This window comes from Burkholderia contaminans, from assembly GCF_029633825.1.
Taxonomy (GTDB): domain Bacteria; phylum Pseudomonadota; class Gammaproteobacteria; order Burkholderiales; family Burkholderiaceae; genus Burkholderia; species Burkholderia contaminans.
The window spans coordinates 25,807-40,344 of sequence record NZ_CP090641.1; the positions used below are offsets into that span (position 1 = coordinate 25,807).

Annotated in this window: 15 protein-coding genes; 8 read left to right on the plus strand and 7 right to left on the minus strand. The window is 66.7% G+C overall.

Features of this window, described 5'->3' with window-relative positions; translation table 11 throughout:
• Positions 1-101 precede the first annotated feature (101 nt).
• The 3 genes from kce to LXE91_RS17895 form a co-directional block, all read right to left on the minus strand.
• Positions 102-1,034 (minus strand): 3,5-dioxohexanoate:acetyl-CoA acetone transferase, encoded by a 933-nt coding sequence (gene kce, locus LXE91_RS17885; protein ID WP_039367298.1) that lies wholly within the window; start codon positions 1,032-1,034, stop codon positions 102-104.
• Positions 1,035-1,069: 35 nt separating this feature from the next.
• A complete protein-coding gene (locus LXE91_RS17890; RefSeq protein WP_039367300.1) occupies positions 1,070-1,882 on the minus strand; it encodes an SDR family oxidoreductase in 813 nt (270 codons plus the stop codon).
• A 72-nt stretch (positions 1,883-1,954) separates the two neighbouring features.
• The gene (locus LXE91_RS17895; RefSeq protein ID WP_039367302.1) at positions 1,955-2,665 is read right to left on the minus strand and encodes a GntR family transcriptional regulator; all 711 of its coding nucleotides are present in this window, start codon (positions 2,663-2,665) and stop codon (positions 1,955-1,957) included.
• Positions 2,666-2,941: 276 nt separating this feature from the next.
• Between LXE91_RS17895 and LXE91_RS17900 the strand changes: the two genes are divergently transcribed.
• Together LXE91_RS17900 and LXE91_RS17905 are read left to right on the plus strand one after the other, a co-directional pair.
• The gene (locus LXE91_RS17900) at positions 2,942-3,442 is read left to right on the plus strand and encodes a type VI secretion system amidase effector protein Tae4 (RefSeq protein ID WP_076841367.1); all 501 of its coding nucleotides are present in this window, start codon (positions 2,942-2,944) and stop codon (positions 3,440-3,442) included.
• Positions 3,439-3,891, plus strand: a complete 453-nt coding sequence (locus LXE91_RS17905; protein ID WP_039367306.1) for a type VI secretion system amidase immunity protein Tai4 — start codon at positions 3,439-3,441, stop codon at positions 3,889-3,891. The genes LXE91_RS17900 and LXE91_RS17905 overlap by 4 nt, the downstream gene beginning before the upstream one ends.
• Before the next feature lie 54 nt (positions 3,892-3,945).
• On the opposite strand, the gene LXE91_RS17910 is transcribed toward LXE91_RS17905, so the two are convergent.
• Positions 3,946-4,737: an IclR family transcriptional regulator gene (locus LXE91_RS17910; protein ID WP_039367309.1), complete on the minus strand. Its 792-nt coding sequence runs from the start codon at positions 4,735-4,737 to the stop codon at positions 3,946-3,948.
• Positions 4,738-4,898: 161 nt separating this feature from the next.
• Between LXE91_RS17910 and LXE91_RS17915 the strand changes: the two genes are divergently transcribed.
• From LXE91_RS17915 to LXE91_RS17935, 5 genes are all read left to right on the plus strand, one after another.
• On the plus strand, positions 4,899-5,675 hold the full coding sequence (locus LXE91_RS17915; protein WP_039367313.1) for an ABC transporter substrate-binding protein: 777 nt from the start codon (positions 4,899-4,901) through the stop codon (positions 5,673-5,675).
• A gap of 88 nt (positions 5,676-5,763) precedes the next feature.
• Positions 5,764-6,420, plus strand: coding sequence for an amino acid ABC transporter permease (locus LXE91_RS17920; RefSeq protein ID WP_039367315.1), 657 nt, complete (start codon positions 5,764-5,766; stop codon positions 6,418-6,420).
• A complete protein-coding gene (locus LXE91_RS17925; protein ID WP_039367318.1) occupies positions 6,417-7,172 on the plus strand; it encodes an amino acid ABC transporter ATP-binding protein in 756 nt (251 codons plus the stop codon). The genes LXE91_RS17920 and LXE91_RS17925 overlap by 4 nt, the downstream gene beginning before the upstream one ends.
• Complete coding sequence (locus LXE91_RS17930) at positions 7,169-8,479, plus strand: NAD(P)/FAD-dependent oxidoreductase (protein ID WP_039367321.1); 1,311 nt, start codon at positions 7,169-7,171, stop codon at positions 8,477-8,479. The genes LXE91_RS17925 and LXE91_RS17930 overlap by 4 nt, the downstream gene beginning before the upstream one ends.
• Before the next feature lie 79 nt (positions 8,480-8,558).
• On the plus strand, positions 8,559-9,290 hold the full coding sequence (locus tag LXE91_RS17935; protein WP_039367324.1) for a class I SAM-dependent methyltransferase: 732 nt from the start codon (positions 8,559-8,561) through the stop codon (positions 9,288-9,290).
• Positions 9,291-9,324: 34 nt separating this feature from the next.
• Here the strand turns inward: LXE91_RS17935 and LXE91_RS17940 are convergent, their stop codons facing one another.
• Positions 9,325-10,746, minus strand: coding sequence for a cytochrome-c peroxidase (locus LXE91_RS17940; protein WP_039367326.1), 1,422 nt, complete (start codon positions 10,744-10,746; stop codon positions 9,325-9,327).
• Positions 10,747-10,841: 95 nt separating this feature from the next.
• On the minus strand, positions 10,842-12,515 hold the full coding sequence (locus LXE91_RS17945; RefSeq protein ID WP_039367329.1) for a phospholipase C: 1,674 nt from the start codon (positions 12,513-12,515) through the stop codon (positions 10,842-10,844).
• Positions 12,516-12,864: 349 nt separating this feature from the next.
• On the opposite strand from LXE91_RS17945, the gene LXE91_RS17950 reads away from it, so the two are divergent.
• On the plus strand, positions 12,865-13,776 hold the full coding sequence (locus tag LXE91_RS17950; RefSeq protein WP_046196513.1) for an EamA family transporter: 912 nt from the start codon (positions 12,865-12,867) through the stop codon (positions 13,774-13,776).
• Between the two features lie 30 nt (positions 13,777-13,806).
• Here the strand turns inward: LXE91_RS17950 and LXE91_RS17955 are convergent, their stop codons facing one another.
• The gene (locus LXE91_RS17955) at positions 13,807-14,280 is read right to left on the minus strand and encodes an Lrp/AsnC family transcriptional regulator (RefSeq protein ID WP_039367332.1); all 474 of its coding nucleotides are present in this window, start codon (positions 14,278-14,280) and stop codon (positions 13,807-13,809) included.
• Positions 14,281-14,538 lie beyond the last annotated feature (258 nt).

Below are 14,538 nucleotides of genomic sequence, written 5' to 3' on the forward strand. Positions count from 1 at the left end.
GAACGGAGCGGGGCGATGATGGGCGTCCTGGCGCCGGTCGGCTCGGGCCGGCGCCTTGTCACTGCGCTTGCGGATTCTGGTGTTGGGGGGCTACCCGGCGATCAGAAATTCACCGCGTCGCCGCCCTTGAGTGCGAGCATCGCGCGCGCCTCGGCCGGTGTCGCGATCTCGAGCGACAGGCCTTCGAGCACCTGCCGCATTTTCAGGACCTGCGCGGCGCTCGATTCCGCGAGCTTGCCCGGCGCGATCCACAGCGAATCCTCGAGCCCGACGCGCACGTTCGCGCCTTGCGCCGCACCGATCGTCGCGAGCGGAATCTGGTTGCGGCCGGCGCCGAGGATCGACCACACGTAATCGCTGCCGAACAGGCGGTCGGCCGTGCGGCGCATGTGCATCAGGTCTTCCGGGTGCGCACCGATCCCGCCGAGCAGGCCGAACACGCTCTGCACGAAGAACGGCGGCTTCGCGAGCCCGCGGTCGACAAAATGCGCAAGGTTGTACAGGTGCGAGATGTCGTAGCACTCGAATTCGAAGCGCGTGCCGTTCGCCCCGCAGCGCGTGAGAATCGTTTCGATGTCGGCGAACGTGTTCTTGAACACGAGGTCGCGGCTCTTCTCGAGATGTTCGCGTTCCCACGGATGCTTCAGCTCGCGAAAACGCTCGAGCATCGGGTACAGCCCGAAGTTCATCGAGCCCATGTTCAGCGATGCGACTTCGGGCTGGAAATGCAGCGCGGGCTGGAGGCGTTCGTCGACCGTCATGTGCGGGCTGCCGCCCGACGTGAGGTTGATCACCGCATCGGTTTGCGCCTTGATGCGCGGCAGGAATTCGGCGAACACGGCCGGATCCTGGGTCGGCTTGCCGTCGGACGGATTGCGTGCGTGAAGGTGCAGGATCGCCGCGCCGGCCTCGGCGGCCGCGACGGCGGCCGTTTCGATCTCGTGCGGCGTGACAGGCAGGTACGGCGACATCGACGGCGTATGGATCGCGCCGGTCGGCGCACAGGTGATGATGACTTTGCGAGCGTTGGCCACGGATGGATTCCTTTCGGTGAACGATGCAGGGTGCGTCAGAGCACTTCGACGTTGCCGCAGACGGAGATGGCCTGCCCGGTGATTCCGTGCCCGCCCGGCGAGCACAGGAACAGCGCGGTCGCGGCGATCTCGGCCGGATCGGTCATGCGTCGCAGCGAAATCTTCTCGAGGTAGCGGGTCTCCATCTCGTCGTAACCGATGCCGAGCTGCTGTGCACGCGCCTGGATCACGCGGCGCATCCGCGGGCCGCGCACGATGCCGGGTTGAATGGCGTTCACGCGAATGCCGAGCGGCCCGAGTTCGATCGCGAGGCTTTTAACGAGGCCGACCACGGCCCATTTGGTGGCCGCATACGGTGTGCGGAACGCGTAACCGAGCCGGCCTGCGACCGACGACAGCGCGATGATCGCGCCGCCGTGTTTCGCGTCGCGCAGCAGCGGCACCGCGTGGCGCGCGAACTGGAATTGCGCGGTCAGGTTGATCGCGACCGTTTGTTCCCACTGCACGGGGTCGATTTCGTCGATGCCGCCGGTCGGACCGGCGATGCCGGCGTTGTTGACGAGCACGTCGAGGCCGCCGAGCGTGGCCGATACGTCGGCGAACACGCGTTCGACGGCGGCCGGATCGGATACGTCGGCCAGCGTCGCACTGATCGCGCCGGCTCCGGCTCCGGCGCGCGGCGGCCGGTCGGCGAGCGCTGAAATCGCGGCTTGCGACGCGTCGCATACATGCACGTGCGCGCCGCATTCGGCGAACGCGTCCGCGATTTCAAGACCGATACCCGATGCGCCGCCCGTCACGAGGACGCGCAGGCCGTCATAGGGTTTCAGCAGGTCGGAAGCTGTCATGCCGGGTTGTCTCCATCGTTGATGTAGTCGGATCGCGGACGCTCGCGACCGGGCGCCCGCGGCAGGCGGCCGCTACGGCTTCGCGTTCACGGTCCGCGGGGCCTGTTCCGCCCGCAGCGTCTCGGCGAGATCGTGTGCCGCGCCGCCGATGTCGAGCGCGATGCCTGCCCGCACGCCTGCGCCGTCGCGCCGTTCGAGCGCATCGACGATGGCGCGGTGCGCATCCATCGAGCGCCGCATGTGCGGGATATCGAGCGCGACCATGTTGAGGAAGGGGCCGACGCGCATCCACAGGTTCTCGACGATCGCGAGCGTGCTTTCGCTTGCGCCGTGCGCGTAGATCGCGCTGTGGAACGCGAAATTGCTTTGCAGGTAAGCGCGCGAGCGGCCTGCCTCGACGTGCGCCTGCATCGTCTCGCAGATCTTGCGCACGGCCGCGATCTGCGCGTCGCTCATGCGTCCGCACGCGCGTTCGGCGATGCAGCCCTCGAGGGCGATGCGCACGTCGCGCAATTCGTCGAGCATGTCGAGCGTCATCGGCGGCACGACGAGCGCGCGATTCGGGCCATCGACCAGCGCGCGCTCCGCGTGCAGTCGGGTGAGTGCGGCGCGCACGGGCATCGTCGACGAGCCGACCGCCTCGGCGACGCTGCGCAGGCTCAATGCCTGGCCGGGCGCGAAACGGCCGCTCATCAGCGCTTCGCGCAGTTGCTGGTAGACCTTGTCGGCCATCGTTTCCTGTTCAACGGCTTTCAGTGCGGGCGGGACGATGCGAGGCGCCAAGACGGGTTCTCCGAGGTTTGATCTGTGATGTGTGATCACACTTGCGATGTGCGAAGTGTTGACGATCGAAGGCATCGAGTCAAGTCGAACGGGATCGGGGAAAACGCGGGGGAGTAGAAAGAAATCGGTGTCCGGGAAATTCGAGTATTACGAAAAACTTTCAATTCGTGCACTCTGACGCCTTGATTCGATTTCGAAGGTATCCGGGACATGAGCAGTCGCGAGCCTTCGATGCATTTCCTCGAGTCGAATTCATCTCAACAATAAGGAGCCGAAATGAAACGACCATCGTTTGCCGTTGCATGGGCGGCATCTCAGCGAATCTACGATCCTGCAAATTCCGGTGCGCGCGTCGCGAAAGTGATAGGTGGATACGTCGAGAAGAACGTCAACAATCCGGATCCGACACAGCGTTGGAGCAATACTTGCGCGGTCAGGATGAGTTATATCCTCGGCGAAGCAGGGATGGTGATGCCGCGAATCCCCGGGCAAACGGTATCGGGCGGAGACGATCGGCAATACTTTTTTCGTGTCAGGGATTTGATTCGTTTGCTCGAACAACGGTGGGGGAAAGCCGAGCGCGTCGAATATCCACCATCAAACGGCGGGTCGCTCGCAGGGCGACAGGGTGTCATCCTGTTCGAGGTGTCGGGATGGAGCGACGCACAGGGCCACGCCACACTATTCAACGGGCGCACGTGTTACGACCATTGCTACTTCAACGAGCCGGGTGCGCGGTATCGTACCGATCGCGCAAATTTCTGGAGTCTGTCATGAGGGAAGCCTGGGTCGCTGCCGCGTTGGCCTGCTTCGTGTTTCAACCGGCGATAGCCGTGGCGAAGGACGCCGCACAAGCGTCGCCGGAGGCCGGTTCACGGACTTACATCCAGAATTTCAAGGACATGGTGCTCGCCAACTGCCTGACTACCGCTTACAAGCGCGAGCCCGGCGTGAGCAAGGACATCGGCAGCAGCACCAGCGCGTTGCGCGACTGGACCTACTACGACATGGAGCGTGCGCCGGACGTCATTCAGGCGCTGGTCTCGAAGTATCTGGCCCGCGATTATCGGAATCCGGTGGTTGAAGCGGAAGTCAGGGACGTGAAGTTCGATTTCCTGAAATGCATCGATCTGTATCACGGCAAGGAACTGGACGCCGCAGCGAAGAAGCTTGTATTGCGCCCGAACAGTACCTATCGAACCGAGCATTCGCCAAAGCCGCAGTAGCGATCGAACGCCGTTGCGCCATGCAACGGCGCGCGGTGTGCCATTTTGCCGACGCTATTCAAGCGTCCGGATCGAATTGCTGATCCCGCGCGCGCAGTCGATCACGGCCGGAGCGAGCTTGCGGCGCGCGTCGTCGAGTGTCCAGCGGCTCGTCGGCGCCACCACGTGCACGGCGGCCACCGGCTGCCCCTGGCTGCCGAGCACGGGCGCGGCAATCGACATGTCGCCGATGAACAGTTCCTCCTGGTTCGTGGCGTAGCCTTCGAGCCGCGCGCTGTCGAGCAGCGCGACGAGCTCGTCGAGCGCCGTGACCGTGCGCGGCGTATGCGGCGTGCGCGCCATGCCGTCGAGCCGCACACGCGCTTCTTCCGGCGGCAGCGCGCTCAGGAACGCGCGGCCGGAGCCGGTGCAGTACATCGGGATGCGGCTGCCGATCGGCATGTGAATCGGCACGAACTTCGTCGACACGAAACGCGCGACGTACACCATTTCATCCTCGTCCGGCTCGGTGAGGTTGGTGGTTTCGCCGGTCAGGTTCGTGAGTTCGGACAGGAACGGATTCGCGACGTCGATCAGCGTATCGGCCGCGAGATAGCTGAAGCCGATCCGCATCACGTGCGGCGTGAGCTGGTAGCGGCGCGTAACCGGATGCTTGCGGATGTAGCCGAGCTTCTCGAGCGTATAGACCATCCGCTGCGCCGAGCTTTTCGTCATGCCGGCCGCATCGGCCACTTCCGCCAGCGTCATCGTGCGCCGCTTCGCGCTGAACGCGCGCAACACGTTCAGCCCTTTCTCCAGCGACTGGTTGAACAACAGGTCGTTTGACTGGTCGGGCGACGTTTCCATGGGCAAGGGGCCGAATCGATTCGATATCGCATCATATCGTATCGCATATCGATACGTATAAATCTTTTGGCGATATTTTTGATTCGTTTTAAGATCGGGTCATCGTCGCAGTGTCGATCCGCGACCGGCCGGCGCACCGAAGTACCCGAGAAGGAGACACCATGGTTTCGTTCATCAAGCGGTTCGGCGCACTGGCCGCCGGTTTCGCCACCTGCATCGCTTTCTCCGCCGCATCGGCCGGCGCCGTCGCGGCCGAGCCCACGCTGAAGGTCGGCGCGACGGCCACCGGGGTGCCGTTCACGTTTCTCGACGTCAAGAGCAATTCGATCCAGGGGATGATGGTCGATGCGATCACCGCGGCCGGGAAGTCGGCCGGGTTTCGCGTCGACGTGCAGCAGACGGTATTTTCGGCGCTGATCCCGTCGCTCACCACGCAGAAGATCGACATCATCTCGGCCGCGATGCTGAAAACGCCGGCGCGCCAACAGGTCGTCGACTTCTCCGACACGGTCTATACGTTCGGCGAAGGCCTGATCGTGAAGGCGGACGACCCGGGCCGCTATACGTCGATGGACGATTTCAAGGGGCAGGTGGTCGGCGCGCAGGTCGGTACGGCGTTCGTCGACGCGCTGAACAAGAAGGGCATCTTCAAGGAAGTCCGGACCTACGATTCGATCGCCGACATCATGCGCGACGTCGCGCTCGGCCGCATCAAGGCCGGCTTCGCCGACCAGCCGATCGTCGCGTACCAGATCGAACACGGCGTCAGCCGCCAGGTGCGGCTCGTGCCCGAATACCAGAGCGTCGTGAAGGGGCAGGTCTGCTTCATCGTGCGCAAGGGCGACACGGCGACGCTCGAGCAGCTCAACGGCGCGATCCGGAAAATGAAGGGCGACGGCACGCTGCAGCAGATCCTGCAGAAGTGGCACATGAGCTGAGCGCGCGCCCGGGATTCCCGAGCGGTATCGCCCGCGCATCGCGGGCACCCACTGCGGCGTGCCGCCGGGCCGTCGCATAGGAGACCTCATGTTTTTTGAGAACGCGATCGATTTCCTGCCGATCCTGCTGAAGGGGGCGGTGGTCACGATCGAGATCACGGCATGCGCGTTCGTGCTCAGCTCGGTGCTCGGGCTGATCCTCGCGTTGCTGAAGGTGTCGCCCAACCGTGCCGTATCGACGGTCGGGAGCACGGTCGTCAACGTGATTCGCGGCCTGCCGATCATCGTGCAGCTGTTCTACATGTACTTCGTGTTGCCCGATCTCGGTATCCAGCTGTCGGCGTTCCAGGCCGGCGTGCTCGGTCTCGGCATCGCGTATTCGGCCTACCAGGCGGAAAATTTCCGCGCCGGCATCGAGGCGATCGACCGCGGCCAGATCGAAGCCGCGCACGCGATCGGCATGCGCGGGCCGATGATCATGCGGCGCGTCGTGCTGCCCCAGGCGTTCCGCATCGCGCTGCCGCCGTACGGCAACACGCTGGTGATGCTGCTGAAGGATTCATCGGTCGCGTCGACGATCACCGTCGCGGAGATCACGCGCGCCGGCCAGCTGATCGCGTCGTCGACATTTCAGAACATGAGCGTCTATACGCTCGTCGCGTTGCTGTATCTCGCGCTCGGCCTGCCGCTGATGTTTGGCGTGAACCGGCTCGGCAAGCGACTCTCGCTGAGGAGAAGCGCATGATCCGGATCGATGCGATACACAAGCGCTTTCAGCAACACGCCGTGCTGAAGGGCGTCAGCCTCGACGTGCAGCAGGGTGAGGTCGTGTGCCTGATCGGGCCGTCCGGCTCGGGCAAATCGACCGTGCTGCGCTGTATCAACGGCTTCGAGACTTACGACGAAGGGGCGATCACGATCGACGGCGTGAAGGTCGACGCGCATTCGAAACGGATTCACGAGCTCCGGATGCGGGTCGGCATGGTGTTCCAGCGCTTCAACCTGTTCTCGCATCGCACGGCGCTCGAGAACGTGATGGAAGGGCCGGTCCACGTGCGCCGCACGCCGGCCGCGCAAGCGCGCGAGCAGGCCCGCGCGTTGCTCGACAAGGTCGGGCTCGCGCACCGGATGAATGCGTATCCGTCCGAGCTGTCGGGCGGGCAGCAGCAGCGCGTCGCGATCGCACGCGCGCTGGCGATGGAGCCGCAGGCGATCCTGTTCGACGAACCGACGTCGGCGCTCGATCCCGAACTCGTCGGCGAAGTGCTCGGCGTGATGCGCGGACTCGCGCGCGACGGCATGACCATGGTCGTCGTCACGCACGAAATGGCATTCGCGCGCGAGGTGGCCGACCGCGTGTGTTTCCTGCACGACGGCACCATCTGCGAAAGCGGATCCGCACGCGACGTGCTCACGCAGCCGAAACATCCCCGCACGCAGGAATTCCTGCGTCGACTGCTGGCGTCGGACGACGCCGCCACCCCGGATCGAACATGAGTGCAAGCAACGCGGCACCCGGATGGCCCGACTCCCGGTGGCCGGACTCGCTGTGGGCGGCGACCGCCGCGCCGGCGCCCGATACTCCCGCGCTCGACGCGTCCGCGTCGTGCGACGTGGCGATCGTCGGTGCTGGCTTCACGGGCCTGTCGACCGCGCTTCACCTGGCCGAACGCGGCGTGAACGTGCGCGTGATCGACAGCGCGCAGCCGGGCTGGGGCGCGTCCGGCCGCAACGGCGGCCAGGTGATCCCCGGCCTGAAATACGACCCCGACGAACTGGTCCGCCGGTTCGGCGACGAAGCCGGCGAGCAGCTTGCCGCCGTGGTCGGCGGTGCGGCCGACACGGTATTCGACCTGATCGCGCGGTACGCGATCGACTGCGATGCGCGACGCCACGGCTGGATCCAGCCGGCGCCGACTGCCGCGATGCTCGACACGGTCGCCCGGCGTGCGCAGCAGTGGGCCGCGCGCGGCGCACCGGTCGAACTGCTCGGTCGCGACGACGTCGCGCGCCGGCTCGGCACGCATGCGTACGCGGGCGGCTGGATCGATCGCCGCGCGGGCAGCGTGCAGCCGCTCAGCTATACGCGCGGCCTCGTGCGCGCGGCGCAGGCGAGCGGGGCGGTCGTGCATGGGTTGACGCGCGCCGTCGGGCTGACGAGGGCGGACGGCCGCTGGCAGGTCGCGACGGCCGGCGGCGCGACGGTATCGGCGGAGTGCGTCGTGATCGCGACCAACGGGTACACGGACGGGCTGTGGCCCGGCTTGCGCCAGTCGGTGATCGCCGCGAACAGCTTCATCGTCGCGACGCAACCGCTCGCGCCGGAACTCGGTCGCGACATCCTCGCCGGCGGCGAGGTCGCATCGGATGCGCGGCGCCTGCTGCTGTACTTCCGGCGCGATGCCGCGGGACGCCTGCTGATGGGCGGCCGCGGCCCGTTCGCGGAGCCGCGTGCGACGAGCGACTGGCGCCATCTCGAGCGTGCGACGACGCTGCTGTATCCGCAACTGAAGGGGGTCCGCTTCGAGTACCGCTGGGCCGGGCGCGTCGCGATCACCGCGGATTTCATGCCGCACGTGCACGAGCCCGCGCCGGGCGTGACGATCGCGCTCGGCTACAACGGGCGCGGCATCGCGATGGCGACGACGCTCGGCAAGCATCTGGCCGCGCACCTGTCGGGCGACGCGCAACTGCCGCTGCCGTTGCGGCGCACGCCGATCCGGCCCATTCCGTTTCACGGGCTGCAGCGTTTCTATATCGCGGCCGGCGTGGCCTGGTATCGGCTGCTCGACAGCCTGTCGTGACACGGGCGGGACCCCGAGTCGCCATCCGGCATCCGATCGGGCAGAATCGGCACCTCCAGTTTCCGCCGACGGAGCCTGCATGACCGATCCGAACGAACCACCCGGCCGCCGGGCGTACGCGAGCTTCGCGCAACGCTATGCCGACATCGCGCCGACGAAGGCGCACAACGCGCTCTACGAGCGACCTGCGACGATGGCGCTGCTTGGCGACGTAGCTGGCCTGACGGTACTCGATGCCGGCTGCGGGCCCGGCATCTGCAGTGCGCACCTCGCACGCCAGGGCGCGACGGTGCATGCGTTCGACGTCACGCCGGAGATGGTCGCGCTCGCGAAAACGCGCTGCGCGGGCCTTCCCGTCGACATCGTGGAAGGCGATCTGGAGGGGTCGCTCGCATGGCTGCCCGACGCAGCATTCGACAAGGTCGTCTGTTCGCTCGCGTTCGACTACGTGCGCGATCTTCTGCCGACGCTGCGCGAATTCCGGCGCGTCGCACGGCCGGGCGCCACGCTCGTGTTTTCGATGGCGCATCCGATGCGCGACTGGATGGACGAACGCACGCGCGGCGAGGGCACCTATTTCGATACGTTCCGCTTCGGCTTTCACTGGTCGGGTTTCGGCGAACCGAAACCCTATGTCGAGGCGTGGCGACGGCCGCTCGCCGACATCCTGAACGCCGTGGCCGACAGCGGCTGGCGGCTCGACCGGTTCGTCGAGCCGAAGCCGCTGCCCGAGATGAAGGCCGCATCGGAGCGGCTTCATGCGGAGCTGTCGCTTGCCCCGGCCTTCCTCTGCATCCGCGCGCGCTGCTGACGCGACGCGCCCCGACGCGGCGGCCAACCGGCGCTCAGTGCCGCACCGGCTCGTCGTTCAGCGTGCCGAGGAACGCTTCGATATCCTTGATGTCCTGCGCCGTCATCGCGGGCTTGTCGCCCGGCTTGCGATCGAACGGCGCATCGGTCACGTCGACGTTCGCGCGATACTTCGGCGGGATGTCGTCGTACTCGTCGACCTTGCCGTCCGCGCCGCGCGAATAGAACTTCTGCGGCGAGATGCTGCGCTCGTTGTAGAACGCCATCACCTGGTCGAGCGTGTGGAACACGCCGTTGTGGAAGAACACGTGGCGCGTCGCCGAGTTGCGCAGCGTCGGCGTCAGGAACATCCCGCAATACTGCGTCTGGTCCTTCAGGTCGTCGCGGAACGGCCCGCACACGCCGAGATCGTAGAACGCCGGGTTGCGGTTCTGCGCGAGCGCCCGGTTGCGCGGCGCGCCGAGCGCCTCGTACTGGTAGTCGGTAAACATCGGCGGCAGCCCGTCCTTGCCGGGTTTCGACAGGTGGCAGCCCGCGCAATTCGCCTTCTCCGGATCGTTGAACAGGCGCAGCCCGCGCAGTTCGGCTTGCGTGAGGCGCGCGCGGCCTTCGAGCCAGCGGTCGTACTTGCTGTCGTACGGATGGAACGACGGATCCTCCACCTGGTAGCGCGCGATCGCGAACATGGCCTCCGACACCGCGAGCTGCGGCGTGGAGAACACGCGCGCGCCGAACAGCTGCTCGAATTGCGCGCGATGCGACGACTGCGCGAGCTTGCGCGCGACGTCGTCGACGCTCGCGTTCGCCATCTCAACCGGATTCAGCAGCGGGCCGAATGCCTGTTGCTGCAGCGTATCGGCGCGGCCGTCCCAGAACATCCCGCCCTGCGGGACGAGCTGCGGCGCGGCCGACGTGCCGGCCACCTTCTGCGCCTTGACGACGCCGGCCGCCGACGCGGCCTGCTGCGCGACGCTCGGCGCGGCGTCGTTTTCACCGGCATCGGGGCCGATGCTGAAGTTCGGCTGGCGGTACAGGTACATCAGCGACGGCGGCGGGCGATAGCCCTGCTGCGTCATCGCGAGGCCGCCCGGCTGCACGTCGAGCGCGTTCGGCGGGCCATACGCATGATCGGGGCTGTGGCACGACGCGCACGACTGCTTGCCCGACGCGGACAGCGACGGATCGGCGAACAGCGCGCGGCCGAGCTGCGCGACCGCCGACAGCGGTTGCGCGGCGGGCCGCTGCAGCACGACCGGATGCGGGTTCGCGCCCGTCCAGTCGGCGACCACGGTGCCGATCGCCGCCGGCACCCGCGCGGGAAACGCGATCGCGAATGCGCCATAGCCGATCACGGCCGCGCCGAGCACGAACGCCGCGCGGCGCACCAGGCGGGAAGGGGGGCGCGGCGCGGGCGTGCCGGCGGCATCGGGAGACGGAAACGCGGGGCGAGCTGTCATGCTGTCGGTCGAAAAACGGGCGTCGCACGAAGCGACGCGTTGAAATGGAAACGGCCGGCGCGTGATGCGCCGGCCATGCGGTCAGGCAATACCGGTCAGATCGCCGGCGCCGAGCTCAAAGCGGTGCCGAGCGTCGGGTCGAGATACAGCGGCGTCGTGTTCGGCTTCGACGTGAAGTCGAACAACGCGCGCAGGTCGCCTGCCGTCGCATCGAACGAGCCGCCGCCGATGCGCTGGCCGCCGAGCCAGTTGTCCTCGATGAAGCGCACGACTGACGCCTGGTCGAGCATCGTGTGGTCGACGTAGTTCTGCTTCGCGTACGGCGAGATCACGACGAGCGGAATGCGCACGCCCGGGCCGCAGCGGCCGTTCACGGTCGCGCCGTTCACGCCGGTGGTGCCGCCCGTGCCGCACTTGCCGCTGCCGTTGACCTGGTCGACCGCGTCCGACGATGCGTGCGTCGGCGCCGTGTACACGTGGTCGTACCAGCCGTCCGAGTCGTCATAGGTGACGATCACGGCCGTGTTCTGCCAGTCCGGCTGCTGCTGCAGGAAGTTGACGACCTTCGTCACGAACGCCTGCTCGTCGAGCGGATCCGAATAGCCCGCATGCCCGTCCTGCGCGGCCGGCGCCTTCAGGTAGCTGACCGACGGGAAGTTGCCGGCCTTCACGGCCGCGAAGAAGTCGTCCGTGTCGTACTGGTGGTTCGCGGGTTCGGCCGTCTTGCCGTCGGTCTGGAGGCTCGAACCGATCGCCGCGATCGAGCTCGGGCGCGTGTGCTGCGGGTTCGCAGTCGATGCGTAGTACTGGAACCAGTTGTGGTGCGGGATGTAGTCGGCCGTCGCGGCGTTCACGGCGGTGGCGACCGTGCTGCGCGCGCAGCCCGTGGTGCCGTTGCCGTTCGTCGTCGACAGGTTGAAGCCGCCCATGAAGCCGCCCCACGTGATCTTCGCGCTGTTCAGCAGGTCGCCGATGTTCTTGCCGGTCATCATCGCCTGGTCGGTCGTGCTCGAACACACGTCGAAGCCCGGGTCGACGTCGTTGATCATCGTGAAGCCGCCCTGGCCGTCGTTGATGTAGTACGAGGTCGCGGCGAGCGTCGACGGCTGCTTCGACGTCTTGACGATCTGCATCCCGTTGGTCTGGCCCGACACGACGTTCAGCGCGCCCGGCGTCGACGGGCCGTAGACCGTCGTGAACGTGTTGTCGCTCATTGCGAAGCGCTGCGCATAGTTCCACAGTGCCGTCACGGTGTTGCCGTCGAAGTAGCCCATCACCTGGCCCTTCGTGCCGAACGCGCCGGCGCCGCCGGACGAGCCCTTGCCGGTGTATTTCGGGAACAGGTCGGCGAGGCCGTTGTCCTCGGCCTGCTGCTCGGCCGTGTACGCGTGGTTCTGGTCGGCGGTCGCGGCCTGCGTGCGGTCGAGGCGGAACGGGTTCGCCGCGTCGGTGCCGTTGGCCGTGTTCGTGAAGTTCGGGTTCGCGGTGAGCAGCGTGCCCGTCAGCCCGTTGATCGTCGGCGTGCCGGACTTGGCGGCGAACGCCGGTTCGCCCGACGGGTTCGTCGCGTTCGGGTAGGTGCCGAAGTAGTGGTCGAACGAGATGTTTTCACCGTAGATCACGACGACGTGCTTGATCGGCGTGGCGGTCTGCAGCGCATCCTGCGACGACACGGCAGGCGTCGACGTGGGATCGTCGCTGCCGCCGCAGGCGAACAGCGCCAGCGCCGCGGCTGCGCAGGCGGTGACGAGCAAGGCTTGACGGAACATCGGGAAACTCCAGGTAAGGTCTTCGATGGTGGAGAGCGGCCCCGTCGCCGTGTCGGTTCGGCGCGAAGCTCTTGAGCGAGCACGCGCATTGGAACAGTCCCGTATGAAGATATGGGGACGGAGTGGTTTCGTCGCGATTGCGCCGCGGTATCGGTTTCATTACGGCGGAATGTGATGTGAAAGTGAACGGAAAGGGGCGGACCGCATGCCACCTTCGCGTCACATCCCGAGGCGCGCGGGCCGATTGCCGCGGATGCCGCGCGGGGCGGTGGACGCGGCGCCATCGACCGGTCGGAGCACGGTGCGGCGCAGTGCGCGTTTTTTGACAATCGGATGACGTATTTCTACGATGAATGCCCTGCGGCGACGAATTCGCGTGGCCGACCGTCAGCGAGAATTCATCGTGCCGATCCCCGTTCTGTTTGCCGTTCTGTGTGCGGCGTTCCTGCACGCATCATGGAATGCGCTCGTCCGCAGCAGCGGCGACCGGCTCCGGTCGGCCACGGTGCTGCAGATCGCGATCGGGCTGTTCGCGCTACTGTTCCTGCCGGCCGCGGCGCCGATCACGCCTGCGAGCTGGGCATGCGTCGTCGCGTCGGCCGTGCTGCACGTCGTCTATACGCTGCTGCTGGTGCGCGCGTACGAGCACGGCGACCTGAGCGTCGCGTATCCGGTCGCGCGCGGCACCGCGCCGCTGCTCGTCACGCTCGGTGCGGCGGCGTTTGCGGGCGAGCACCTGAATGTCGGCGCGCAATGCGGGCTCGTGCTGATCTGCGCGGGCATCCTGGCGATCGGCCTGGAGCGCGGGCGCGGCGCGAAGCACCGGATGATGCAGGTGCTGCCGACCGCGTTCGCGACCGGCGTGTCGATCGCGGCCTACAGCGTGGTCGACGGGATCGGCGTGCGGGAAAGCGGCAACACGGTCGGCTATACCGCGTGGATGTTCGTGCTGACGGGCGCGATGATAGCGGCCTACTACCGGCTGCGGGCGGGGCCGCTGCGGCTGACGCAGGAGGCCGGGGAAACGGCGAAGGCCGCGTGCGGCGGCGTGTTCGCGGCGCTCGCGTACGGCATCGTGATCTGGGCGATGGATCGCGCGCCGATGGGGCCGGTGTCGGCGCTGCGGGAAACGAGCGTGGTGTTCGCGGCGCTGATCGCGCGCGTGTATCTCGGCGAGCGGTTGACGCCGCGCCGCGCGGCCGGTTGCGCGGTGATCGCGGCGGGGGCGTTGCTGATCAGTGCATTCGAAGTGGCGAGATGACGGGGCCGGCCTGGCGCACGGCCCGCTACATCAGGCCTCGACCGGCATCGCACTGGTGCACTTGATCTCGTCGAGGCACACGCTCGAATGCACGCCGCTCACGCCGGGAATGCGCATCAGCGTCTCGAGCAGGAACCGCGACAAGCCTTTCAGGTCGTGCGCGACGACCTTCAACACATAGTCGATGTCGCCCGTCACCGAGAAGCATTCCTGGATCTGCGCGAGATCGGACACCAGTTTCTGGAACTTCGACAGGTCGCGGATATGCCCGCGCTCCATCGTCACGTGCACGAAAGCGGTCACGCCGAAACCGAGCGTGTCGGGGCACAGCCGGGTTTCGTAGCGACGGATCGCGCCGATCTCCTCCAGCCGCCGGTGGCGGCGCAGCGTCTGCGCGGGCGACAGGCCGACGGCCTTCGCCAGATCGAGGTTCGACGCGCGGCCGTTCTCCTGCAGGATCGCGAGCAAGTGGCGATCGAGGCGATCCAGAACCGGTTCATGCATTTTTGTTTCCTCATCTGTCTCCTGGATGCAATCTTATCTCATAATGTAGGGTTTGCATGAACGGGTTACGAAACCCGATTTCGCCGTCGCGACGCTAAACTGACGCCGGATTTTCGTGTGCGAACGCAGCAATGCGGGCGCGGCGACAGTCGGCGGCCGGTCTGGCGGGCACGCCGACGCGAATCGGGCGCCGCCACGCGAAGATTGCAGTCCCCAACCCGGCGGCTCCACGAACGGCCCCGGCACACCAAAACAGCG

What these genes read in the sequence shown, in the direction of transcription:
- LXE91_RS17890 (WP_039367300.1), bottom strand. Translation starts at nt 1,882, where the DNA reads ATGACAGCTTCCGACCTGCTGAAACCCTATGACGGCCTGCGCGTCCTC.
- LXE91_RS17900 (WP_076841367.1), top strand. Translation starts at nt 2,942, where the DNA reads ATGAAACGACCATCGTTTGCCGTTGCATGGGCGGCATCTCAGCGAATC.
- LXE91_RS17905 (WP_039367306.1), top strand. Translation starts at nt 3,439, where the DNA reads ATGAGGGAAGCCTGGGTCGCTGCCGCGTTGGCCTGCTTCGTGTTTCAA.
- LXE91_RS17910 (WP_039367309.1), bottom strand. Translation starts at nt 4,737, where the DNA reads ATGGAAACGTCGCCCGACCAGTCAAACGACCTGTTGTTCAACCAGTCG.
- LXE91_RS17915 (WP_039367313.1), top strand. Translation starts at nt 4,899, where the DNA reads ATGGTTTCGTTCATCAAGCGGTTCGGCGCACTGGCCGCCGGTTTCGCC.
- LXE91_RS17920 (WP_039367315.1), top strand. Translation starts at nt 5,764, where the DNA reads ATGTTTTTTGAGAACGCGATCGATTTCCTGCCGATCCTGCTGAAGGGG.
- LXE91_RS17925 (WP_039367318.1), top strand. Translation starts at nt 6,417, where the DNA reads ATGATCCGGATCGATGCGATACACAAGCGCTTTCAGCAACACGCCGTG.
- LXE91_RS17930 (WP_039367321.1), top strand. Translation starts at nt 7,169, where the DNA reads ATGAGTGCAAGCAACGCGGCACCCGGATGGCCCGACTCCCGGTGGCCG.
- LXE91_RS17935 (WP_039367324.1), top strand. Translation starts at nt 8,559, where the DNA reads ATGACCGATCCGAACGAACCACCCGGCCGCCGGGCGTACGCGAGCTTC.
- LXE91_RS17940 (WP_039367326.1), bottom strand. Translation starts at nt 10,746, where the DNA reads ATGACAGCTCGCCCCGCGTTTCCGTCTCCCGATGCCGCCGGCACGCCC.
- LXE91_RS17945 (WP_039367329.1), bottom strand. Translation starts at nt 12,515, where the DNA reads ATGTTCCGTCAAGCCTTGCTCGTCACCGCCTGCGCAGCCGCGGCGCTG.
- LXE91_RS17950 (WP_046196513.1), top strand. Translation starts at nt 12,865, where the DNA reads ATGAATGCCCTGCGGCGACGAATTCGCGTGGCCGACCGTCAGCGAGAA.
- LXE91_RS17955 (WP_039367332.1), bottom strand. Translation starts at nt 14,280, where the DNA reads ATGCATGAACCGGTTCTGGATCGCCTCGATCGCCACTTGCTCGCGATC.